Origin of the sequence: Mycolicibacterium holsaticum DSM 44478 = JCM 12374 (genome assembly GCF_019645835.1) — a bacterium.
Lineage (GTDB): Bacteria > Actinomycetota > Actinomycetes > Mycobacteriales > Mycobacteriaceae > Mycobacterium > Mycobacterium holsaticum.
The window spans coordinates 575,186-597,249 of record NZ_CP080998.1; the positions used below are offsets into that span (position 1 = coordinate 575,186).

Below are 22,064 nucleotides of genomic sequence, written 5' to 3' on the forward strand. Positions count from 1 at the left end.
GCGCCTTGGTCGGCGGATCGGTCACATGGCACGCTGTGGGCGTGGCTGAGCAATCCACCGAGCTGTACAACGGCGACATCGAGTCTGTACTGCTTCCCGCAGAAGAGATCCAGGCAAAGGTCAACGAGCTCGGCGCGCGGATCGGCGACGACTACCGCGAAGCCATCACCCCCAGCGGCCAGGATCTGCTGCTGGTCACCGTGCTCAAGGGGGCGGTGTTCTTCGTCACAGATCTCGCGCGGGCGATCCCGCTGCCCACGCAGCTGGAGTTCATGGCGGTCAGCTCGTATGGCTCGTCGACGTCGTCCTCGGGAGTGGTGCGCATCCTCAAGGACCTCGACCGCGACATCAACGACCGCGACGTACTGATCGTCGAGGACGTCGTCGACTCCGGGCTGACGCTGTCGTGGTTGCTGCGCAACCTCGCGTCGCGGCGGCCGCGCTCACTGCGGGTGTGCGCACTGCTGCGTAAGCCCGACGCCGTGCGCGCCGACGTCGACATCGCCTACGTGGGTTTCGATATCCCCAAGGAGTTCGTCGTCGGCTACGGCCTGGACTACGCCGAGCGCTACCGGGACTTGAACTACATCGGCACGCTGGACCCCAAGATCTACGAACAACCCTGATCGACACCGTGCCCAAAGCGACAAGCGGGCGGGAAAGTGCGAGAAGAATCGTGCAAAACGTCGATTTCGGCGGAGGATGGGGTGATGAGCCAGACAGCCTTGCGGATCTGCCCGCTGTGCGAGGCCACCTGCGGCCTGACGTTGACGATCTCCGACGGCCGGATCACCGGGGCCCGCGGCGACCGTGACGACGTGTTCAGCCGCGGGTTCATCTGCCCGAAGGGCGCCAGCTTCGCCGAACTCGACAACGACCCCGACCGGCTCACCCGCCCGCTGGTCCGGCGCAACGGTGAGCTGACCCAAACCAGCTGGGAAGAGGCGTTCGCAACGGTCGCCGACCGGCTCGGTACCGTCGTGGCCGAGCACGGCGGGCCCTCGGTCGGCGTATACCTGGGCAACCCCAACGCGCACACGATCGCAGGCGCGCTGTACCCGCCGCTGCTCGTACGGGCGCTGGGCACTCGTCAGGTCTACTCCGCCAGCACCCTGGACCAGATGCCCAAGCACGTCGCACTGGGCCACATGTTCGGCAGCCCGGTCGCCTTCACCGTCCCCGACCTCGACCGCACCGACTATCTGGTCGTCATCGGTGCGAATCCTCTTGTCTCCAACGGCAGTTTGGCGACGGCCGCGGACTTTCCCGGCAAGCTGCGCGCGCTGCGCAAGCGCGGCGGCCGGCTCGTGGTCATCGACCCGGCCCGCACACGCAGCGCAGAGCTCGCCGATCGTCACCTCGCCCCGCGACCCGGCACCGATGCGGCGCTGCTGTTCGCCATCGTGCACACCCTGTTCGACGAGGGTCTGGTCGCCCTCGGCGCGCTGGCGGGTTCGGTCAACGGCGTCGATGACGTGCGCGCGCTGGCCGCCGACTTCGCCCCGGAGACCGTCGCGACGTACTGCGGTGTGGACGCCGAGGATATCCGCCAGTTGGCCCGCGAAATCGCGGCGGCGCCGTCAGCGGCTGTCTACGGCCGAATCGGCACGTCCACAGTCGAATTCGGGACGATCGGCAGCTGGCTCGTCGACGTCGTCAACGTTCTGACCGGCAATCTCGACCGGCCGGGCGGTGCGATGTTCCCGCTGTCTGCCGTCGCTCCGGCGCCACGGCCGCCGAAGCCCGGCCGCGGATTTCGGACCGGCCGCTGGCACAGCCGCGTCTCGGGCCACCCCGAGGTGCTCTCGGAGATTCCGGCCGCCGCCCTGGCCGAAGAGATCGACACCCCCGGCGACGGGCAGATCACGGCGCTGATCACCATCGCGGGCAACCCGGTGTTGTCCGCACCAGACGGGGACCGGCTCGACCGCGCACTCGACGGGCTCGGTTTCATGGTTTCGATCGACCCGTACCTCAACGAGACGACCCGCCACGCCGACGTCATCCTGCCGCCACCGGCGCCGTCGCAGAGCGCGCACTTCGACTTCGCGCTCAACAACCTCGCGGTGCGCAACAACGCCCGGTACTCACCACCGGTGCTGCCGCTCGACGACCGTCCCGACGAAGCCGAGATCCTGTCGCGAATCGCGTTGATCCTGTACGGCGTTGGTGCAGACGGTGATCCGGGGCTGGTCGATCAGCAGGTGATCGCGACGACGCTGGCAAAGGAAACCGCCGATCCGCACTCGCCGGTCGCCGGGCGCCCGGTCGAGGAGCTGACCGCGATGCTCGAGGAGGCGCCCGGTTACCAGCGACGCCTCGACATGATGCTTCGGCTCGGACCGTACGGCGACGCGTTCGGCGCCAAACCCGACGGGCTGACGCTGGCCCGGCTCAAGGCCGCACCGCACGGCATCGACCTCGGCCCGATGCAACCTCGGTTGGCTCAGGTGTTGCGGACCCCAACGGGCAGAATCGAACTCGCCCCCGAACCGCTGATCGCCGATGTGCCGCGGCTGCGGGAAGCGCTGCGGGTCCGCGCCGACGGGTTCCTGCTCATCGGGCGGCGGCACCTGCGGTCCAACAACAGCTGGATGCACAATGTGCCCGCGCTGGCCGGCGGCACCAACCGGTGCACACTGCGGATCCATCCCGACGACGCCGAGGAGATCGGGCTCACCGACATCGCCGTCGTCAAAGGACCCGGCGGTGAGCTGCTGGCGCCGATCGAGTTGGCGCCGGGCATGCGCCGCGGTGTGGTGTCGCTGCCGCACGGGTGGGGTCACGACCGCGGCGGCACCGGACAGAAGGTGGCATCGGAGCAGGCCGGTGTCAACGTCAACCAGCTCAACGACGGTAGCCATCTCGATCCGCTGTCGGGTACCGCTGTGCTCAACGGCATTCCGGTGGATATCGCCCCCGCGGGGTAGCGCGCTCCGGCCGGTCGCTTCCGCAGGTCAGGTGAGCTCCCAGACCACGGTCACCGTGAATCCGACCGTCTGCTGACCGGGTTCCAGTGGTACGGCGGCCAATTCGGCGCCGCGGGTGGTGGGCATCGGAGTGGGGGGTTGCTGACCGCCGGTCGCCTCGGAGATCGAGATGACCTGGCCCAGGTGCGAACCCGACAACTCGGCGTACTGCTCGGCGCGGTCCTTGGCATCGTCGAAGGCCCGGCTGCGGGCATCGCGGACCAGCTGCGAATCGTCCTCGAGCGAGTAGTTGACCGAGTTGATCCGGGTGGCGTCGCCGCCGCTGCTGACGATCAGCGCCAGCGCCTGCGACGCGGCATCAAGCTGGCGGATCTTGATGTCGATCGAATTGCTGGCCCGGTAGCCGACGATGGTCGCCGGGTTGTCCCCGCCGCCTGAGAACTGCGGCTGCAGGCTGACCTGGGCGGTGCTGATGTCCTTGCGGTCGACGCCGGCGTCCACCAGCGCGTTGATCACCGCCTGCTGGCGGCCGCTGGTCTGGTTCATCGCACCGGTGACATCGGGCGCGATGGACTCGATGGACGCGTTGACGTTGAGGGTGTCCGGCTCGCCCTGCACCTCGCCGGAACCCTGGACGGTCACGTGCCGCACGTCGGCCTGTGTACCGGTCGTCGGTCCCGATGTCGCATCGCAACCCGCGACGGCGACCATGAGCCCCGCGGCGGCGACGGCGAGCATTTTGGTTGGCGTGTTCGCCCGTACAGCGATCGGCATGCCTGGCACGATACCGTCACGGGGCCACCAGAACCTTGCAATGCTGGTCCGGGTGCGCCAGCTCGTCGAACGCGGCGCCCACCCCGGCAAGGTCGACTTCCCCGGTGATCAGCGGTGCGACGTCGATCTCGCCCTCGGCGATCGCCCGCAACGACGCACCGAACTCGGTGAAATCGTAGGCGAATACGAAGTGCACGCTGATCTCCTTGGCGCTGCCGAAGAACGGGACCACGGTGTCGGGTTCCATGCACACGCCCGCGACCACCACTCGACACCCCGCCGGCGCCTGGCGCAGGACGTCGTTGATGATGCCGGGCATCCCGACGGCCTCGAACACCACCGCGGGCGTCGCGGTGTCGAACGGTGAGCCTTGCGCCGGATCGAGGATCTCGTGGGCGCCCATGGTGTCGGCCAGCTGCCGCCGCTTCGGTGAGAAGTCCGCGGCCACAACGTGTTCCACCCCGCGGTGGCGCAGCGCGGCGACGATCGCCAGGCCGACGGGCCCGCAGCCGAGCACAAGTGCGGTTTCGCCGCGCTCGATGGCCGACTTGTTCACCGCGTGCAGACCGACCGCCATGGGCTCGGTGAGCGCGGCATGGCGCGGGTCCAAACCGTTGGGCACCGGCAGCAGCAGCGGCGCTGACAACAGCATCCGCTCGGCGTAGCCGCCGATCGTGGTGTTGGAGAACACGATCGGCTCCACACCGGTCGCGGTCAGCAGTGCGGGCACCGAGGTGACGATCGTGCCCGGCGCAGGTGCGTCGGTGTCGGGCCCGGAGTCGAGCACCTCGGCGCTGAACTCGTGTCCGAGGAACACGTCACGTGAAAGGTCCAGCCGCGCACCGTCACCGCCGGGCAGCCCCTTCATCTCGGCGCTGAGCTCCACCATCTTGTGGCCGTGTTGGGCGAAGTGCAGGTCCGATCCGCAGATGCCGCACGCCTTGACTCCGACCAGCACCTGTCCAGGTCCCGGCACGGGTTCGGCGACGTCGTCGCGCAGCACCATCCGCCCGTCGCGCAGCACGGCGGCCCGCATCAACCCTCCCGGTTCTCGAGTTCGTCGGTGTGCTCGGTGATCGCGTTGACGATCGCCTCGCCCGCCCGGCCCAGCAGTTGGTCGCGCATGCCCTTGGCCCAGTCGTGCGACGCCCGCGGCGCGATGAGCTGCCCCTTGAAGTGCGGGATGACCTCGCGGGCGAACAGTTCGTAGGAGTGATACGTCGCCTGCGGTGAGGCCCAGTCGTGGCCGAGCAGCAGCAGCGTGCCGAAGCCGCCGGACTGCTCGAGCAGGTCGTGGATGTAGGCGATCGCGTCGCCGGGGGTGCCGATACAGCAGTTGCCCTTGCCCGCATACTCTTCGACGAACTCCCGCGGTGACTGCTCGCCCTCCACGCTGTTGGACAGCGGCACGAACCCGGCGGCGCCGAAGTAGTTCGCGAAATCCGCTAGCCCGTAGGTGCAGTCGTCGATCGCCTGCTCGCGGGTGTCGGCCAGATGCATGATCGACAGCACCCGCCAGTTGTCGCGGTTCGGTTCGTCGCGGCCCGACTTCTCGGCCTGTTCGACGACGACCTGCCACGTGTTCTCCAGCGCGGCGAACCCGCCGGGCACCGACATCGACAACGAAAGCAGCGACGTGCCAAGCGTTCCGGCCAGCCGCGGACCCGACGGTGAAATCATTGCCGCCGTCGATATTTCGGGGTACGGCCAGGTGTAGGGGCGGATGTGCAGCGCGGCGTCGCGCAGGGTGAACCAGTCCGACGTCCTGGTGATCCGCTCGTCGGGGGCGGCGCGAAACAACGCCAGGATCGCCTCCAGCGACTCCTGCATCATCCGGCGCTGGTCGACCGGGTCGATACCCATCATGTAGGCGTCCGAGGGCAGCGCGCCCGGACCGGTGCCGAACATCACCCGGCCGCGGGTGATGTGGTCGAGCAACACCCAGCGGTCGGCCACCATCAGCGGATGGTGGTAGGGCAGCGACACCACGCCGGTGCCGAGCCGGATGTGCTTGGTGCGCTCGGCGGCTGCGGCGATGAGCACCTCCGGGCAGGCGATCAACTCGTAACCGCCGGAGTGGTGCTCGCCGAACCAGACCTCGTCGTAACCGAGACGGTCCAGCGCGACAGTGCGTTCGAGGTCGTATTCCAATGCCACGGTGGGGGATTGACCGACCGGGTGGAACGGGGTGATGAACACCCCGAAGTTCAGTGGGCGCGTCATCTACAGCTCCAATCGCTTGAGGAACTCGATCAGCTCGGCGTTTACCTCGACGGGACGCTCCTGTTGGATCCAGTGGCCGGCGCCCTCGATCATCACCTCGCGGTAGTCGCCGGACACCAGATCGCGCACGCGGTGGCGCGGTGTGTAGGCCAGGGTCGGGTCGGCGGTGCCGCCGACGAACAGCGCGGGAACGGTGATGGTGGCAGCCGGCAACCGATCCGGCGCGGTCAGCTCCCAGTTGCGGTCAAAGCAGCGGTACCAGTTCAGCGGCGCGGTGAACCCGTGCTCGGTGAACTCGGCGACGTAGCGGTCGAACTCGTCGGAGCGCAGCCAGTCGGGCAACGCGCCCGGTTCGGGGATGCGTTCGATGAAGCCCTCCGGGCCGGCTTGGACCATGCGCAGCGCCGCGGCCTCGTCCGAGGGCGTGGTCAGCGACCCGAACAGTTTGCGCATCGTGGTGGCGACATCGCGGTTCAGGTCGGCGTCGGCAGGACCGGGCTGTTGGAAGTACAGGATGTAGAAGAAGTTGTCGCCGAAGAGCTTGCGGAAGGCTTGGGTGGTCGGGACCCGCGAACGCGGCACCGGGGGCACGCTCAACCCGACGACCCCGGCGAACCGGTCCGGATGCAACAGCGGAGCCGACCACGCCACCACGGCGCCGAAGTCGTGGCCGACGATCGCCGCCCGTTCCGCGCCGACGTCGTCGAGCAGGCCGACCAGGTCCGCGCTCAGGTCGACGACGGTGTAGGCGTCGACCGCGCCGGGTTTCGACGATCCGCCGTAGCCGCGCTGGTCGGGAGCCAGCACGTGGAAGCCCGCTTCGGCCAGCGCCGGGATCTGATGGCGCCACGAGTACGCCAGCTCGGGAAAGCCGTGGGCCAAGACAACCACCGGGGCCCCGCGGTCGCCTGCCTCGACGACCCGGAGCTGCACGCCGTTGGTTTCGACTAGACGTTCGGTCCAGGTGGGCACGGTAACCACCAAAGCACAGTTCCGCGCGCCAGGTCCCCACCCGTCGGGAACCTTGCCTCGTTGGTATAGCGGTAGCCTGGAAGTTCCCAGCTGCACGTATCGGAAGGAGACCGGCCGCGGGCGGCCGAAAGACATGACGCCGACGAAGGCCGAGGCTTGATGAACCGCAAAAATGTGATCCGCACGCTGACCGTCATCGCGGTCCTGTTGCTGCTGGGTTGGTCATTCTTCTACTTCAGCGACGACACCCGCGAGTTCAAGCCCGTCGACACCTCGGTGGCGATGGCGCAGATCAACAGCGACAACGTCAAGAGCGCGCAGATCGATGACCGCGAACAGCAGCTGCGGCTGGAGCTGAAGAACGCCAACGCCGATACGTCCGACAGCGACAAGATCATCAGCAAGTACCCCACCGGCTACGGCGTGACGGTGTTCGAGGCGCTGCAGAGCAAGGGCGCCAAGGTCAACACCGTCGTCAACCAGGGCTCGATGCTCGGTTCGCTGCTGATCTACCTGCTGCCGCTGCTGTTGCTGGTCGGTCTGTTCGTGATGTTCTCGCGGATGCAGACCGGCGGCCGGATGGGCTTCGGGTTCGGCAAGTCGCGTGCCAAGCAGCTCACCAAGGACATGCCCAAGACCACGTTCGCCGACGTCGCGGGCGTCGACGAGGCGGTCGAGGAGCTCTACGAGATCAAGGACTTCCTGCAAAACCCCAGCAGGTACCAGGCGCTGGGCGCCAAGATTCCCAAGGGCGTGCTGCTCTACGGCCCGCCCGGCACCGGTAAGACGCTGCTGGCCCGCGCCGTCGCCGGTGAGGCCGGCGTCCCGTTCTTCACGATCTCGGGTTCCGACTTCGTCGAGATGTTCGTCGGCGTCGGCGCGTCACGCGTGCGCGACCTGTTCGAGCAGGCCAAGCAGAACAGCCCGTGCATCATCTTCGTCGACGAGATCGACGCGGTCGGCCGCCAGCGCGGCGCCGGCCTCGGCGGCGGCCACGACGAACGCGAGCAGACACTGAACCAGCTGCTGGTGGAAATGGACGGTTTCGGCGACCGCCAGGGCGTCATCCTGATCGCCGCCACCAACCGGCCCGACATCCTCGACCCGGCGTTGCTGCGGCCCGGCCGCTTCGACCGGCAGATCCCGGTCACCAGCCCCGACCTGGCCGGCAGGCGGGCCGTGCTCAAGGTGCATTCGCACGGCAAACCGATGGCCCCCGACGCCGACCTCGAGGGGCTGGCCAAGCGGACGGTCGGGATGTCCGGCGCCGACCTGGCCAACGTCATCAACGAGGCCGCGCTGCTCACCGCCCGCGAGAACGGCACCGTCATCACCGGGCCCGCGCTCGAGGAGGCCGTCGACCGGGTCGTCGGCGGACCGCGCCGCAAGAGCCGCATCATCAGCGAACACGAGAAGAAGATCACCGCCTACCACGAGGGCGGTCACACGCTCGCCGCGTGGGCGATGCCCGACATCGACCCGATCTACAAGGTGACGATCCTGGCGCGCGGCCGCACCGGCGGGCACGCGATGTCGGTGCCCGAGGACGACAAGGGCTTGATGACCCGTTCGGAGATGATCGCCCGGCTGGTGTTCGCCATGGGCGGACGTGCCGCCGAAGAGCTGGTGTTCCGTGAGCCCACCACCGGCGCGGTATCCGATATCGAGCAGGCCACCAAGATCGCCCGCGCGATGGTCACCGAGTACGGCATGAGCTCCAAGCTCGGTGCGGTGCGCTACGGCACCGAGCACGGCGACCCGTTCCTCGGCCGCACCATGGGCACCCAGGCCGATTACAGCCACGAGGTGGCCCGTGACATCGACGACGAGGTGCGCAAGCTCATCGAGGCCGCCCACACCGAGGCATGGGAGATCCTCACCGAGTACCGCGACGTGCTCGACACCCTGGCCGGTGAGCTGCTGGAGAAGGAGACGCTGCACCGCCGCGAGCTCGAGGCCATCTTCGGTGACGTCAAGAAGCGCCCGCGGTTGACCATGTTCGACGACTTCGGGGGCCGGGTGCCGTCCGACAAACCGCCGATCAAGACGCCGGGGGAGCTGGCGATGGAACGCGGCGAGGAATGGCCCAAACCGGTTCCCGAGCCGGCGTTCAAGGCCGCGATCGCGCAGGCCAGCAAGGAAGCCGCCGCCCGGCAGGCCCAGAACGGCGCCAACGGTCACGGCAGCAACGGAGCGCCCGCTGCCGGGTCCACCCAGCCGGACTACGGCGCTCCGGCCGGCTGGCATGCGCCCGGCTGGCCGCCGCCCCCGCAGCAGCAACAGCAGCCGCAGGGACCGCCTCAGCACCAGCCGCACGGCTACTGGTATCCGCCGCAGCATCAGGGGTGGCAGAACCCCGGCAATGCGGCGCCACCTTATCCTCCTTATCAGCAGCCCTACCCACAGCCACCTGCGCCGAACCCGAACGACGAGCAGGGCCAGGACAGCGAACGGTCGGGCGGCAGGCCCAATCCGCCTGCGCACGGCTGACAGGAGGCGTAATGACGCGGTCGCACAACAATTCGACCACGATCTCACCCGGTAGGTTCTCGCCCGCGACGTTCGATCAAGCGCGTGCCGAGGCGGCGGTGCGGGAGTTGCTGGTCGCCGTGGGCGAAGACCCCGACCGAAACGGACTGCAGGACACCCCGGCCCGGGTGGCGCGCGCGTACCAGGAGCTGTTCGCCGGTCTGTACACCGACCCGGATACCGTGCTGGACACCACGTTCGACGAACAGCACGACGAGCTGGTGCTGGTCAAGCAGATCCCGCTGTACTCCACTTGCGAACACCACCTGGTGTCGTTTCACGGTGCCGCGCACGTGGGCTACATCCCGGGCGCGGACGGCCGGGTCACCGGGCTGTCCAAGATCGCCCGCCTCGTCGACCTGTACGCCAAACGACCCCAGGTGCAGGAACGGTTGACCGCACAGATCGCGGATGCGTTGATGCGCAAGCTCAATCCGCGCGGGGCGATCGTCGTGATCGAGGCCGAACACCTCTGCATGGCAATGCGCGGTGTGCGCAAGCCGGGCGCCATCACCACCACTTCAGCGGTACGCGGTCAGTTCAAGTGCGATGCGGCATCGCGTGCCGAGGCGCTGGATCTCATCCTTCGGAAGTGAGCCCACCCAGCCCAATGGTCCCTTCGGGAACGCGCGTGCAGGTCATGGGGGTCGTGAACGTCACCGACGACTCCTTCTCCGACGGGGGACTGTTCCTCGACCGTGACCGCGCGGTCGAACACGGGCTGGCGATGGCCGCCGAGGGCGCCCAGATCATCGACGTCGGCGGTGAGTCCACCCGCCCGGGTGCCACCCGCATCGACCCCGAGATCGAAACGTCACGTGTCGTACCGGTGATCAAAGAGCTTGCCGGGCAAGGGCTGACGGTCAGTATCGACACCATGCACGCCGAGGTCGCCCGCGCCGCGCTGGACAGCGGCGCCACGATCGTCAACGACGTCTCCGGCGGCCGCGCCGACCCGAACATGGCCCCGTTGCTGGCTGACGCGAAAGTGCCGTGGGTGCTGATGCATTGGCGCTCGGTCGGCGCGCAGCGCCCGCATGAGGTGCCCGCCTACCGTGACGTGGTCGCCGACGTGCGCGCGGAACTGCTCGCCAACGTCGACACCGCTGTGGCGGCCGGTGTCGACGCGGACCGGCTGATCATCGACCCGGGCCTGGGTTTCGCCAAGACCGCAGAACACAATTGGGCGCTGCTGCGCGCGCTGCCCGAGTTCGTCGGCACCGGGATACCGGTCCTGGTCGGCGCGTCACGCAAACGCTTTCTCGGTACGCTGCTGGCCGACGCGGACGGCCTTGCGCGGCCGCCGGGGGGGCGGGAGACGGCGACGGCGGTGATATCCGCGTTGGCCGGACTGCACGGCGCGTGGGGGGTGCGGGTGCACGACGTGCGCGCATCGGTCGACGCGCTCAAGGTGCTCGGAGCGTGGTCAGGGGCGTGGGGGCACCACCCGCGCGAAGCGCAGGGGGACGGAGCGACGGGAAATATTTCGAGTGGCTGACCGAATCGAGTTGCGCGGCTTGACCGTTCGTGGTCATCATGGAGTTTTCGACTACGAGCGCCGCGACGGACAGGACTTCGTCGTCGACGTCACGGTGTGGGTCGATCTGGCGCCGGCCGCGGCCAGCGACGACCTGGCCGACACCATCGACTACGGCGGGCTGGCCAAGCTGGCTGCCGACATCGTCGCCGGGCCCGCGCGCAACCTGATCGAGACGGTGGCAGGCGAGATCGCCGACGCGGTAATGGCCGACGCGCGCGTGCACGCCGTCGAGGTGACGGTGCACAAACCCGGTGCGCCCATCCCGCTGGACTTCGCCGACGTCGCGGTGGTGGCACGACGGTCCCGGCGCGACGGCCGCGGCGGCGCCGCGTGAGCCGGGTGGTGCTGTCCATCGGGTCGAACATCGGCGACCGCAAAGCGCGGCTGCGGTCGGTCGTCGACGGCCTCGCCGAAGCGGTGCGGGCGGTCTCGCCGGTTTATGAGACCCAACCGTGGGGCGGCGTGGCGCAAGACCACTTCCTCAACGCCGTGGTGATAGCCGAGGACGCGGACCTCGACGCACGCGGGTGGCTGCGCCGCGCGCAGGACCTGGAGCGCGCCGCCGAACGGGTGCGCGCCCAACGTTGGGGACCCCGCACGCTCGACGTGGACCTGATCAGCTGCCGAGCCGCAGACCGCGAGGTGACCTGTCGCGATGACGATCTGACGTTGCCGCATCCGCGCGCACACCAGCGCGCGTTCGTCCTGCTCCCGTGGCTTGCCGTCGAACCCGACGCGACGCTCAGCGTCGACGGCGTCGCCCGCCCGGTGACCGACCTGCTCGCCGAACTCGACCCCGCCGAGCGCGACGGGGTGCGACCCACCGACCTGACGCTGAGCTGATGGGACCGACCCGCAAGCGTGACCTGACCGCCGCGACGGCGATCACGGTCGTGCTCGGCTACCTGCTGGTGCTGCTGCTCTACAAGTGGTTTCCGCCGATCACGGTGTGGACGGGGTTGTCGCTGCTCGCGGTCGCGATCGCCGAGGCGGGCTGGGCCTTCTATATCCGCGCCAAGATCCGCGACGGCCAGATCGGCGACGGCCCGGGTTGGCTGCATCCGCTGGCGGTGGCCCGGTCGGTGGTGATCGCCAAGGCGTCGGCGTGGGTGGGCGCGCTGGTGCTCGGCTGGTGGGTGGGCGTGCTCCTGTACCTGTTACCACGGCGTTCGACGTTGCGCGTCGCCGGTGAAGACACCGCGGGCACCGTCGTCGCGGCCGGGTGCGCGCTGGCGTTGGTGATCGCCGCGTTGTGGCTGCAGCATTGCTGCAAGTCGCCGAACGAGCCGCAGGACAACGCCGACGCCGCAACCGATTAGCGGCGCCGCGGCGCCGACGCGCCGAATCGCCGATACGGTCGACACGCTCGGTGACCTGTGCCGGGTACAGTCGGCCCATGACCGATCTGCCCCGCAGCGCCAGGCCGCGGCGCAGCGGCCGCAGGCCGAGTTGGGTGCTGCTGAGCGCGTTGCTGGTCCTTGCGATCGCGGCCAGCTCCGCCTTGGTGTTCACCAACCGGGTGGAACTGCTCAAGCTGGCCGTCATCCTGGCGTTGTGGGCCGCCGTGGTAGCGGCGTTCGTTTCCGTCATCTACCGCAGGCAGAGCGACGCCGACCAGGCCAAGGTGCGTGACCTCAAGCTGGTCTACGACCTGCAACTGGACCGCGAGATCTCAGCACGCCGCGAGTACGAGCTGTCGGTGGAAACCCATCTGCGCCGGGAACTGGCCACCGAGCTGCGTGCCCAGGCCGCGGACGAGGTGGCCGCCCTGCGCGCCGAACTGGCAGCCCTGCGCAGCCATCTTGAGGTTTTGTTCGACGCCGAGCTGTCGGATCGGCCGGCGCTGGAAACCGAACGCACGACGGTACGGGCCTACAGCGACTGGGACCGTGACGAGGAGCCCGCCGCCCGGCTCGGCGCCGGCCGCATCGACACCGGCTACGGCGAGGACCACAACGCCCAGACCGATGAAAGCCCGATCATCGACGTCCCGGCCGAACCCCATCCGCCCGAGTTCGAGTGGGTGCCCCCGCCGCCCAGCGCGGGAGGCGCCCACCGCAGGCCCTCCGAGGCCGAGCCCGAGGAGCCGCGGCAGTTCGCCGAGGAGCCCAGGGTGTGGGCGCCGCCGCCGCCCCCGCCGCCCCCACCTCCAGCGCCCGAGCCGGAGCCCGAGCCCGAACCGGCCGCCGGCAGCACCCACTTCAGTTGGGCCCCATTGGAAGACCCCGCGCCGCAGCCCGAGCCGTCCGCCGCCCACCCCCCGGCCACCGGCTGGCATCCCGCACCGGCGGACGGACAGTGGTTGCCGCCGGGTGCCCCGGGCAGCAACTGGGTGGCCCCGGTCGAGGAGGACCGCCCCGCCCAGGAGTACGTCGGCAAGCGGCGCGCACCGGAGCCGACAGCGGCCGCACCTGAGCCGTCGCCGACGCCACCCGGGTACGAACCGCCGCGCCGTGGCAGGCACTCCGGACCGGCCGAGACCGCCGATCCCGGCGCCGCTGCCGAGGAGCCGGAGCAGCCCACGCCGCGACGGCGGCGCCGCGCCGCGGACGACGAACAGACCGGCGGTCAGTCGGTCGCCGAACTGCTCGCACGGCTGCAGGCCAGCCCGACGGGGGGCGGCCGTCGCCGCCGCCGCGAAGAGTGAGTTAATCTTTTTCTGACCGTCTGGTACCCGCGCCGCGGGACTGGAACGTACACACTTCTGACACTCAGCGAGGTCGCTGCATGGGGACGCCCGACGTATTCCGCCCCGCGCGGCTCACGATCGGCATCATTTCCGCTGGTCGCGTGGGTACCGCGCTGGGTGTGGCGTTGGAGCGCGCCGAGCACGTGGTGGTGGCCTGCAGCGCCATCTCGCAAGCCTCGCGCGAGCGCGCCCGGCGCCGGCTGCCCGACACCGTGGTGGCCCCGATAGACGAGGTCGCCGCACGCGCCGAGCTGTTGTTGCTGACGGTTCCCGACGCCGAGCTCGCCGGGCTGGTCTCGGGTCTGGCGGCCACCGGGGCGGTTCGGCCGGGCACCATCGTCGCGCACACGTCGGGCGCCAACGGGGTGGCGGTGCTGGCGCCGCTGACCGAGACGGGTTGTATACCCCTGGCCATCCATCCGGCGATGACGTTCACCGGCTCCGACGAGGACATCGACCGGCTGCCCGACACCTGCTTCGGCATCACCGCCGCCGACGAGGTGGGCTATGCGATCGCCCAGTCGCTGGTGCTCGAGATCGGCGGCGAGCCGTTCCGCGTGCGCGAAGATGCCCGCACCCTCTATCACGCGGCGTTGGCCCATGCCAGCAATCACCTGGTCACCGTCGTCCTGGATGCCGTGGATGCGCTGCGTTCGGCGCTGTGGGGTCAGGAACTCCTCGGCCAGGAACTCGTCAGCAACGCGCCGGGCGGTATCGCGGAGCGCGTCGTCGGACCGCTGGCGCGCGCCTCGCTGGAGAACGCCCTGCAACGCGGGCAGGCCGCGCTGACCGGTCCGGTCGCCCGCGGCGACGCACCCGCCCTCGCCGGCCATCTGCTGGCCCTGACCGAAATGGATCCGCAACTGGCACAGGCGTATCGGGCCAATTCACTGCGCACCGCACAGCGGGCCCACGCTCCCGACGAGGTGTTCACGGTGCTGCAGGAAGCGCGACGCCCATGACCGAACGCAAACCACAGTTCACCGCGCGCCAGTTGAACGTCTACCAGAACCCGCGCGACGTCGCGGCCGTCACCAAGGCGCTGCGCGCCACCGGGCGCCGGGTCATGCTGGTGCCGACGATGGGCGCTCTGCACGAGGGGCACCTGACGCTGATCCGCGCCGCCAAACGGGTGCAGGGCGCCGTGGTGGTCGTGTCGATCTTCGTCAACCCGCTGCAGTTCGGTGCGAACGAAGACCTCGACGCCTATCCGCGCACGCTGGACGACGACCTCGCCGCACTGGGCAGGGAAGGCGTCGAGATCGCGTTCACCCCGACCGTCGACGACATCTACCCCGACGGCATCCGCACCTGCGTGCAGCCCGGGCCGCTCGGTGCCGAACTCGAAGGTGCCTCGCGCCCAACGCATTTCGGTGGTGTGCTGACGGTGGTCCTCAAGTTGCTCAACATCGTCAATCCGGACCGCGCGTTCTTCGGCGAGAAGGACTACCAGCAGCTGGTCCTGATCCGCCAGATGGTCGCCGATTTCAACCTCGACGTCGGGATCGTCGGCGTCTCGATCGTGCGGGAAACCGACGGGTTGGCGATGTCGTCGCGCAACCACTACCTCAGCGAGGAGGAACGCGAGCAGGCCGGTGCGCTGTCGGCGGCGCTGCTGGCGGGCATGTACGCGGCGGGGGAAGGAACCGCCGCGGCATTGGACGCCGCGCACGCGGTGCTCGACGAGGTGGGCGCCATCGAGATCGACTACCTGCAGGTGCGTGACCCGATGCTGGGCCCCGCGCCGACCACGGGGGCGGGCCGCATGCTCGTCGCCGCGCGGCTCGGCAGCACCCGGCTGCTCGACAACATCGCCATCGACATCGGGGTGCCGTCGGGCCCCGGTCCGCACGTTGAGTTCGACGAGCACGAACTTCCTTGGAGGAATTGATGTTACGAACCATGCTGAAATCCAAGATCCACCGGGCGACGGTCACGCAGGCCGATCTGCACTACGTCGGATCAGTCACCATCGACGCCGACCTGATGGACGCCGCGGACCTGCTCGAGGGTGAGCAGGTCACGATCGTCGACATCGACAACGGCGCCCGGCTGGTGACCTACGCGATCACCGGCGAGCGCGGCAGCGGTGTGATCGGGATCAACGGTGCCGCAGCCCATCTGGTGCACCCCGGTGACCTGGTGATCCTGATCGCCTACGGCACGATGGAAGATGCCGAGGCACGCCGCTATCAACCCAGGATCGTGTTCGTCGACGCCGACAACAAGCCGGTCGACCTCGGTCACGACCCCGCCCATGTGCCGGCCGATGCGGCCGAACTGATGTCGTCGCGGTGATCGTGTGCTCCTCGCGATCGACGTTCGCAACACCCACACCGTCGTCGGCCTGATCTCTGGTTCCGGTGACCACGCAAAGGTGGTGCACCACTGGCGGATTCGCACCGAACCGGAGGTAACCGCCGACGAGCTCGCGCTGACCATCGACGGTCTGATCGGTGACGACTCCGAACATCTGACCGGGGCGGCCGCGCTGTCCACCGTGCCGTCGGTGATGCACGAGCTGCGCGAGATGCTGGGCCAGTACTGGCCCAGCGTCCCGCACGTGCTGATCGAACCGGGGGTGCGTACCGGCATCCCGCTTCTGGTCGACAACCCCAAGGAAGTCGGGGCCGACCGCATCGTCAACTGTCTGGCGGCCTTCCACAAGTACGGCACCGCGGCGATCGTGGTGGACTTCGGCTCGTCGATCTGCGTCGACGTGGTGTCTGCCAAGGGCGAGTTCCTCGGCGGGGCGATCGCCCCGGGCGTCGAGGTGTCCTCGGATGCCTCGGCCACCCGGTCGGCGGCGCTGCGCCGCGTCGAGCTGACCCGGCCCCGGTCGGTGGTCGGCAAGAACACCGTGGAGTGCATGCAGGCCGGTGCCGTTTTCGGGTTCGCCGGGCTGGTCGACGGCCTGGTGCAGCGGGTCCGCGACGATGTGGACGGCTTCTCGGGGGCCGACGTGACGGTGGTGGCGACCGGCCACAGCGCACCGCTGCTGTTGCCCGATATGCGCACCGTCGAGCACTACGACCGGTATCTGACGTTGAGCGGTCTGCGGCTGGTGTTCGAACGCAACCGCGACAGCCAGCGGGGCCGCCTCAAACAAGCCAGATAGGCTGGCACGACGTGACCTCAGCTGATACTCCCGACGCCGACCTTCCCGAGCAGTACCGGATCCGTCAGGCCAAGCGTGAGCGGCTGCTGGCCGAGGGCCGAGATCCGTACCCGGTCGAGGTGCCCCGCACCCACACGCTCGCCGAGATCCGCGAGGCCTACCCCGACCTGGCCGCCGACACCGAAACCGGCCAGCTCGTCGGCGTCGCCGGACGGGTGATCTTTGCCCGCAACGCCGGAAAGCTGTGCTTTGCGACACTGCAGGAAGGTGACGGCACCCAACTGCAGGCGATGTTCAGCTTCGACCGCATCGGTCAGGAGTCCCTGGACGCGTGGAAATCCGACGTCGACCTGGGCGACATCGTCTTCGTGCACGGCGAGGTGATCAGCTCACGGCGCGGCGAACTTTCAGTGCTCGCCGATTCCTGGCAAATCATTTCCAAAGCACTGCGTCCCCTGCCCGTCGCGCATAAGGAAATCAGCGAAGAGATGCGGGTGCGGCAGCGCTATGTCGATTTGATCGTGCGCCCCGAGGCGCGCACGGTCGCCCGGCAGCGGATAGCGGTGATAAGGGCGTTGCGAGCGGCGCTCGAGCGGCGCGGTTTCCTGGAAGTCGAGACCCCGATGCTGCAGACATTGGCCGGTGGTGCGGCCGCGCGGCCGTTCGTCACCCATTCCAATGCGCTCGATGCCGATCTGTATCTGCGAATCGCCCCGGAACTGTTCCTCAAGCGCGCTGTCGTGGGCGGCTTGGAGAGGGTCTTCGAGTTGAATCGGGTGTTCCGAAACGAGGGTGCGGATTCCACGCATTCTCCGGAATTTGTGATGCTCGAGACATATCAGGCGTATGGCACCTATGACGATTCCGCCATCGTCACCCGTGAGCTTATTCAGGAAGTCGCGGACGAGGCGATCGGCACCAGAAAGGTGCCATTGCCGGATGGCACCGTCTATGACCTTGATGGTGAATGGCAGACCCTGCAAATGTATCCATCTCTGTCAGAAGCACTCGGGGAAGAGATCACCCCCCAAACTCCGGCCGAGAAGTTATGGCAGATCGCGGACCGACTCGATGTGGAGATTCCCCGCGACCGTGGCTACGGGCACGGAAAATTGGTTGAGGAACTTTGGGAACACACCGTCGGTAACACCCTGTGGGCGCCGACCTTCGTTCGTGACTTTCCTGTCGAAACCACGCCGCTGACCCGGTCACATCGCAGCATCGAGGGTGTCACCGAAAAGTGGGATCTCTATGTGCGGCGGATTGAACTCGCCACCGGCTACTCTGAACTGATCGATCCGGTAATCCAACGCGAAAGGTTTGAAGCACAAGCCCGCGCGGCGGCCGCCGGAGACGACGAGGCAATGGCCCTCGACGAGGATTTTCTCACCGCGCTGGAGTATGCGATGCCACCGACCACCGGTACCGGAATGGGTATCGATAGGTTGATGATGGCATTGACCGGCCTGTCGATTCGAGAGACTGTTTTGTTCCCGATTGTTCGACGTCACGGTGCGTGAACCGGTTCGATTTCAGAACGTGTTGAATGGGGCCCATACATATGGCAGATTGGTTCCAGGGTTCGAGAACTAATGTAACAATCTAGTTCTCAAGTAGAAGGGCGTAAGCAAATGGCGAAGAAAGTGACCGTCACGTTGGTCGACGATTTCGACGGCGAAGGCGCAGCCGATGAGACCGTCGAATTCGGCCTTGACGGTGTGAGTTACGAGATCGACCTTTCTTCCAAGAATGCCGCGAAACTGCGCAACGACTTGAAGCAATGGGTGGAAGCCGGTCGCCGCGTCGGTGGTCGCCGGCGCGGCCGCTCGGCCGGATCGGGCCGCGGCCGTGCGGCGATCGATCGCGAGCAAAGCGCCGCGATCAGGGAGTGGGCGCGACGCAACGGACACAACGTGTCGACCCGCGGCCGGATCCCTGCCGATGTCATCGACGCGTTCCACGCGGCGACGTAGCCGGCTACATATCAAGAAGTATCGAGAAATTGCCCGAACGCCCTGTAACCGCTGCTCAACTCTGCGGGTAGCCCGCCGGTACGCCTGTTCGCCGCACGCGAACCCGCCGTGCTGCGATCGCGGAATCGAATCCGCCCGCCCAGGCGTTGCTAACCGGTAGCCACCGGGTAACCAGCCGAGGTGGGGATAGGTATTCCGGTTGTCCGCTCACAGCAGACCGCCGGACGGGGCACCGGGGAGTCCCGCCCATTAGAGTGGACGGCAGGTGCAGTGCGTTTCCGGAGCCTTTCGGGGCGGGCGGCACCGTACCTATGTGATGGAGAGCAGGTAACCACCGATGTTTGAGAGATTTACCGACCGTGCCCGCAGGGTCGTCGTCCTGGCTCAAGAAGAGGCCCGGATGCTCAACCACAACTACATCGGCACCGAGCACATCCTGTTGGGACTTATTCACGAGGGCGAAGGTGTAGCGGCGAAGTCGCTGGAGTCGCTGGGCATCTCGCTCGAAGGCGTGCGCAGCCAGGTCGAGGAGATCATCGGCCAGGGTCAGCAGGCGCCGTCCGGACACATCCCCTTCACCCCCCGCGCCAAGAAGGTGCTGGAGCTGAGCCTGCGCGAGGCGCTGCAGCTCGGCCACAACTACATCGGCACCGAGCACATTCTGCTCGGGCTGATCCGTGAGGGCGAAGGTGTGGCGGCCCAGGTGTTGGTGAAGTTGGGTGCCGAGCTGACCCGGGTGCGTCAGCAGGTCATCCAGCTGCTGAGCGGCTACCAGGGCAAGGAGACCGCGGAGGCCGGCACCGGTGGCCGCGGCGGTGAGGCGGGCAACCCGTCCACTTCGCTGGTGCTCGACCAGTTCGGCCGCAACCTGACCGCGGCCGCGATGGAGGGCAAGCTCGATCCGGTCATCGGACGCGAGAAGGAAATCGAGCGGGTGATGCAGGTGCTCAGCCGGCGCACCAAGAACAACCCGGTGCTGATCGGTGAGCCCGGCGTCGGCAAGACCGCCGTCGTCGAGGGGCTCGCGCAGGCGATCGTGCACGGCGAGGTGCCCGAGACGCTGAAGGACAAGCAGCTCTACACGCTTGACCTCGGCTCGCTGGTAGCAGGCAGCCGGTATCGCGGTGACTTCGAGGAGCGCCTGAAGAAGGTGCTCAAGGAAATCAACACTCGCGGCGACATCATCCTGTTCATCGACGAGCTGCACACGCTCGTGGGTGCAGGTGCCGCCGAGGGCGCCATCGACGCCGCCAGCATCCTCAAGCCGAAGCTGGCGCGCGGCGAGCTGCAGACCATCGGCGCCACCACGCTCGACGAGTACCGCAAGTACATCGAGAAGGACGCCGCACTGGAACGCCGCTTCCAGCCGGTGCAGGTCGGCGAGCCGACGGTCGAGCACACCATCGAGATCCTCAAGGGCCTGCGCGACCGCTACGAGGCCCACCACCGGGTCTCGATCACCGACGGTGCGGTGGTGGCCGCGGCGACGCTGGCCGACCGCTACATCAACGACCGCTTCCTGCCCGACAAGGCGATCGACCTGATCGACGAGGCCGGCGCCCGGATGCGGATCCGCCGGATGACCGCGCCGCCTGATCTGCGTGAGTTCGACGAGAAGATCGCCGACGCGCGCCGCGAGAAGGAGTCGGCGATCGACGCGCAGGACTTCGAGAAGGCCGCCCGGCTGCGTGACCAGGAGAAGCAGCTGGTCGCTCAGCGTGCCGAGCGCGAGAAGCAGTGGCGCTCAGGTGATCTCGACGTGGTCGCCGAGGTCGACGACGAGCAGATCGCCGAGGTGCTCGGCAACTGGACCGGTATCCCGGTGTTCAAGCTGACCGAGGAGGAAACCACTCGGCTGCTGCGCATGGAAGAAGAGATCCACAAGCGGATCATCGGCCAGGAGGACGCCGTCAAGGCCGTCTCCAAGGCGATCCGGCGCACCCGCGCCGGGCTGAAGGATCCCAAGCGGCCGTCCGGTTCGTTCATCTTCGCCGGCCCGTCCGGGGTCGGGAAGACCGAGCTGTCCAAGGCGCTGGCCAACTTCCTGTTCGGCGACGACGACGCGCTGATCCAGATCGACATGGGCGAGTTCCACGACCGGTTCACCGCCTCGCGGCTGTTCGGTGCCCCTCCGGGCTACGTCGGCTACGAGGAGGGCGGCCAGCTCACCGAGAAGGTGCGCCGCAAGCCGTTCTCCGTGGTGCTCTTCGACGAGATCGAGAAGGCCCACCAGGAGATCTACAACAGCCTGTTGCAGGTCCTCGAGGACGGCCGGCTGACCGACGGTCAGGGTCGCACGGTGGACTTCAAGAACACCGTGCTGATCTTCACGTCCAACCTGGGCACGTCGGACATCTCCAAGGCGGTCGGGCTGGGCTTTTCCCAGGGCGGCGGTGAGAACGACTACGAGCGGATGAAGCAGAAGGTCAACGACGAGCTGAAGAAGCACTTCCGCCCCGAGTTCCTCAACCGCATCGACGACATCATCGTCTTCCACCAGCTGACGCAGGACGAGATCGTGCGGATGGTCGACCTGATGATCGGTCGGGTCTCGACTCAGCTCAAGGCCAAGGACATGGAGATGACGCTGACGGACAGGGCCAGGTCGCTGCTGGCCAAGCGCGGGTTCGACCCGGTGCTGGGCGCCCGGCCGCTGCGGCGCACCATCCAGCGCGAGATCGAGGACCAGCTGTCGGAGAAGATCCTGTTCGACGAGATCGGACCCGGCCAGCTCGTCACCGTCGACGTCGAGAACTGGGACGGCGAGGGTGCCGGCGAGGACGCGGTGTTCACCTTCACCGGCACCAAGAAGCCGGCCAAGGTGGAAGAGCCCGACCTGGCCCAAGCCGGCGCGGCGGGCGCGACCAGCGTGGCCGAATAACCTCATAGCGCGAAGGCCCCCGAACCTCGGTTCGGGGGTTTTTGCGCTCCCGGGTCTCCATTCACCGAGCGATTGCATAGGATGTGCGATGTAATCGCAGGCAGAGGAATCTGGTGAGAATCCAGAACGGTCGCGCCACTGTGTCAAGTCAGACCCGACGCCTGTCGTCCACCTTGAACCGGGACGCGAAATCCCCGAAAGGACACCGACATGACCTCTTCTGAGGCCCGCAGGACAGTCGTCCCCGCTATCGACTTCTCGGCAGCCAAGGCGGTGGCCTGGCTGACCCTGACCGCGTTCTTCGCGCTGCTGGTGATCTACTTCGTCGGGATGGATCAGGGCGCGACGTCGGTGTTCGGCAACAACACCCTCATCCACGAGTTCGTGCACGACGCCCGCCACCTGCTCGGCTTCCCCTGCCACTGATCGCCGGCA

General features: G+C 67.9%; 21 protein-coding genes. 17 read left to right on the forward strand and 4 right to left on the reverse strand.

The window, feature by feature from the left end:
- Positions 1 to 5 precede the first annotated feature (5 nt).
- Together hpt and K3U96_RS02800 are read left to right on the forward strand one after the other, a co-directional pair.
- Positions 6 to 626, forward strand: a complete 621-nt coding sequence (hpt, locus tag K3U96_RS02795) for a hypoxanthine phosphoribosyltransferase (protein ID WP_220692001.1) — start codon at positions 6 to 8, stop codon at positions 624 to 626.
- An 84-nt stretch (positions 627 to 710) separates the two neighbouring features.
- Positions 711 to 2,930: a molybdopterin-dependent oxidoreductase gene (locus K3U96_RS02800; RefSeq protein WP_220692002.1), complete on the forward strand. Its 2,220-nt coding sequence runs from the start codon at positions 711 to 713 to the stop codon at positions 2,928 to 2,930.
- Between the two features lie 27 nt (positions 2,931 to 2,957).
- On the opposite strand, the gene K3U96_RS02805 is transcribed toward K3U96_RS02800, so the two are convergent.
- From K3U96_RS02805 to K3U96_RS02820, 4 genes are read right to left on the reverse strand one after another with little or no spacing between them, the layout of a single operon-like run.
- Positions 2,958 to 3,704 (reverse strand): SIMPL domain-containing protein, encoded by a 747-nt coding sequence (locus K3U96_RS02805; RefSeq protein ID WP_069405845.1) that lies wholly within the window; start codon positions 3,702 to 3,704, stop codon positions 2,958 to 2,960.
- Between the two features lie 16 nt (positions 3,705 to 3,720).
- Complete coding sequence (locus K3U96_RS02810; RefSeq protein WP_220692003.1) at positions 3,721 to 4,740, reverse strand: zinc-binding dehydrogenase; 1,020 nt, start codon at positions 4,738 to 4,740, stop codon at positions 3,721 to 3,723.
- Positions 4,740 to 5,927 (reverse strand): LLM class flavin-dependent oxidoreductase, encoded by a 1,188-nt coding sequence (locus tag K3U96_RS02815; protein ID WP_220692004.1) that lies wholly within the window; start codon positions 5,925 to 5,927, stop codon positions 4,740 to 4,742. The genes K3U96_RS02810 and K3U96_RS02815 overlap by 1 nt, the downstream gene beginning before the upstream one ends.
- Positions 5,928 to 6,899, reverse strand: a complete 972-nt coding sequence (locus K3U96_RS02820) for an alpha/beta fold hydrolase (protein ID WP_220692005.1) — start codon at positions 6,897 to 6,899, stop codon at positions 5,928 to 5,930.
- Between the two features lie 159 nt (positions 6,900 to 7,058).
- Here K3U96_RS02820 and ftsH point away from each other — a divergent pair, with 159 nt between their 5' ends.
- From ftsH to K3U96_RS02895, 15 genes are all read left to right on the forward strand, one after another.
- On the forward strand, positions 7,059 to 9,389 hold the full coding sequence (ftsH, locus tag K3U96_RS02825) for an ATP-dependent zinc metalloprotease FtsH (RefSeq protein ID WP_069405841.1): 2,331 nt from the start codon (positions 7,059 to 7,061) through the stop codon (positions 9,387 to 9,389).
- Positions 9,390 to 9,400: 11 nt separating this feature from the next.
- Complete coding sequence (folE, locus tag K3U96_RS02830; protein WP_069405840.1) at positions 9,401 to 10,024, forward strand: GTP cyclohydrolase I FolE; 624 nt, start codon at positions 9,401 to 9,403, stop codon at positions 10,022 to 10,024.
- 44 nt (positions 10,025 to 10,068) lie between these two features.
- Positions 10,069 to 10,926, forward strand: coding sequence for a dihydropteroate synthase (gene folP, locus K3U96_RS02835; protein ID WP_275080537.1), 858 nt, complete (start codon positions 10,069 to 10,071; stop codon positions 10,924 to 10,926).
- Positions 10,919 to 11,302, forward strand: a complete 384-nt coding sequence (gene folB / locus K3U96_RS02840; RefSeq protein ID WP_220692006.1) for a dihydroneopterin aldolase — start codon at positions 10,919 to 10,921, stop codon at positions 11,300 to 11,302. Before folP ends, folB begins: the two co-directional genes overlap by 8 nt.
- Positions 11,299 to 11,811 (forward strand): 2-amino-4-hydroxy-6-hydroxymethyldihydropteridine diphosphokinase, encoded by a 513-nt coding sequence (gene folK, locus K3U96_RS02845; RefSeq protein WP_220692007.1) that lies wholly within the window; start codon positions 11,299 to 11,301, stop codon positions 11,809 to 11,811. Before folB ends, folK begins: the two co-directional genes overlap by 4 nt.
- Positions 11,811 to 12,287: a DUF3180 domain-containing protein gene (locus K3U96_RS02850; RefSeq protein ID WP_069405837.1), complete on the forward strand. Its 477-nt coding sequence runs from the start codon at positions 11,811 to 11,813 to the stop codon at positions 12,285 to 12,287. Before folK ends, K3U96_RS02850 begins: the two co-directional genes overlap by 1 nt.
- A gap of 77 nt (positions 12,288 to 12,364) precedes the next feature.
- Positions 12,365 to 13,615: a DUF6779 domain-containing protein gene (locus K3U96_RS02855; protein WP_220692008.1), complete on the forward strand. Its 1,251-nt coding sequence runs from the start codon at positions 12,365 to 12,367 to the stop codon at positions 13,613 to 13,615.
- An 80-nt stretch (positions 13,616 to 13,695) separates the two neighbouring features.
- On the forward strand, positions 13,696 to 14,619 hold the full coding sequence (locus K3U96_RS02860; RefSeq protein WP_069405835.1) for a Rossmann-like and DUF2520 domain-containing protein: 924 nt from the start codon (positions 13,696 to 13,698) through the stop codon (positions 14,617 to 14,619).
- Positions 14,616 to 15,548, forward strand: coding sequence for a pantoate--beta-alanine ligase (panC, locus tag K3U96_RS02865; protein WP_220692009.1), 933 nt, complete (start codon positions 14,616 to 14,618; stop codon positions 15,546 to 15,548). The genes K3U96_RS02860 and panC overlap by 4 nt, the downstream gene beginning before the upstream one ends.
- Positions 15,548 to 15,955 carry an aspartate 1-decarboxylase gene (gene panD / locus K3U96_RS02870; protein ID WP_069405833.1) on the forward strand — a complete coding sequence of 136 codons (408 nt, stop codon included), beginning with the start codon at positions 15,548 to 15,550 and terminating at the stop codon, positions 15,953 to 15,955. The genes panC and panD overlap by 1 nt, the downstream gene beginning before the upstream one ends.
- A 4-nt stretch (positions 15,956 to 15,959) precedes the next feature.
- The gene (locus K3U96_RS02875; protein ID WP_069405832.1) at positions 15,960 to 16,775 is read left to right on the forward strand and encodes a type III pantothenate kinase; all 816 of its coding nucleotides are present in this window, start codon (positions 15,960 to 15,962) and stop codon (positions 16,773 to 16,775) included.
- An 11-nt stretch (positions 16,776 to 16,786) separates the two neighbouring features.
- Entirely contained in the window at positions 16,787 to 18,295 is a 1,509-nt protein-coding gene (gene lysS, locus K3U96_RS02880; RefSeq protein WP_069405831.1) for a lysine--tRNA ligase, read from the forward strand.
- A gap of 111 nt (positions 18,296 to 18,406) precedes the next feature.
- On the forward strand, positions 18,407 to 18,748 hold the full coding sequence (gene lsr2 / locus K3U96_RS02885; protein WP_059101678.1) for a histone-like nucleoid-structuring protein Lsr2: 342 nt from the start codon (positions 18,407 to 18,409) through the stop codon (positions 18,746 to 18,748).
- 337 nt (positions 18,749 to 19,085) lie between these two features.
- Positions 19,086 to 21,629 (forward strand): ATP-dependent protease ATP-binding subunit ClpC, encoded by a 2,544-nt coding sequence (clpC1, locus tag K3U96_RS02890; protein ID WP_069405830.1) that lies wholly within the window; start codon positions 19,086 to 19,088, stop codon positions 21,627 to 21,629.
- Positions 21,630 to 21,839: 210 nt separating this feature from the next.
- A complete protein-coding gene (locus K3U96_RS02895) occupies positions 21,840 to 22,055 on the forward strand; it encodes a CbtB domain-containing protein (protein ID WP_069405829.1) in 216 nt (71 codons plus the stop codon).
- Positions 22,056 to 22,064: the final 9 nt, after the last annotated feature.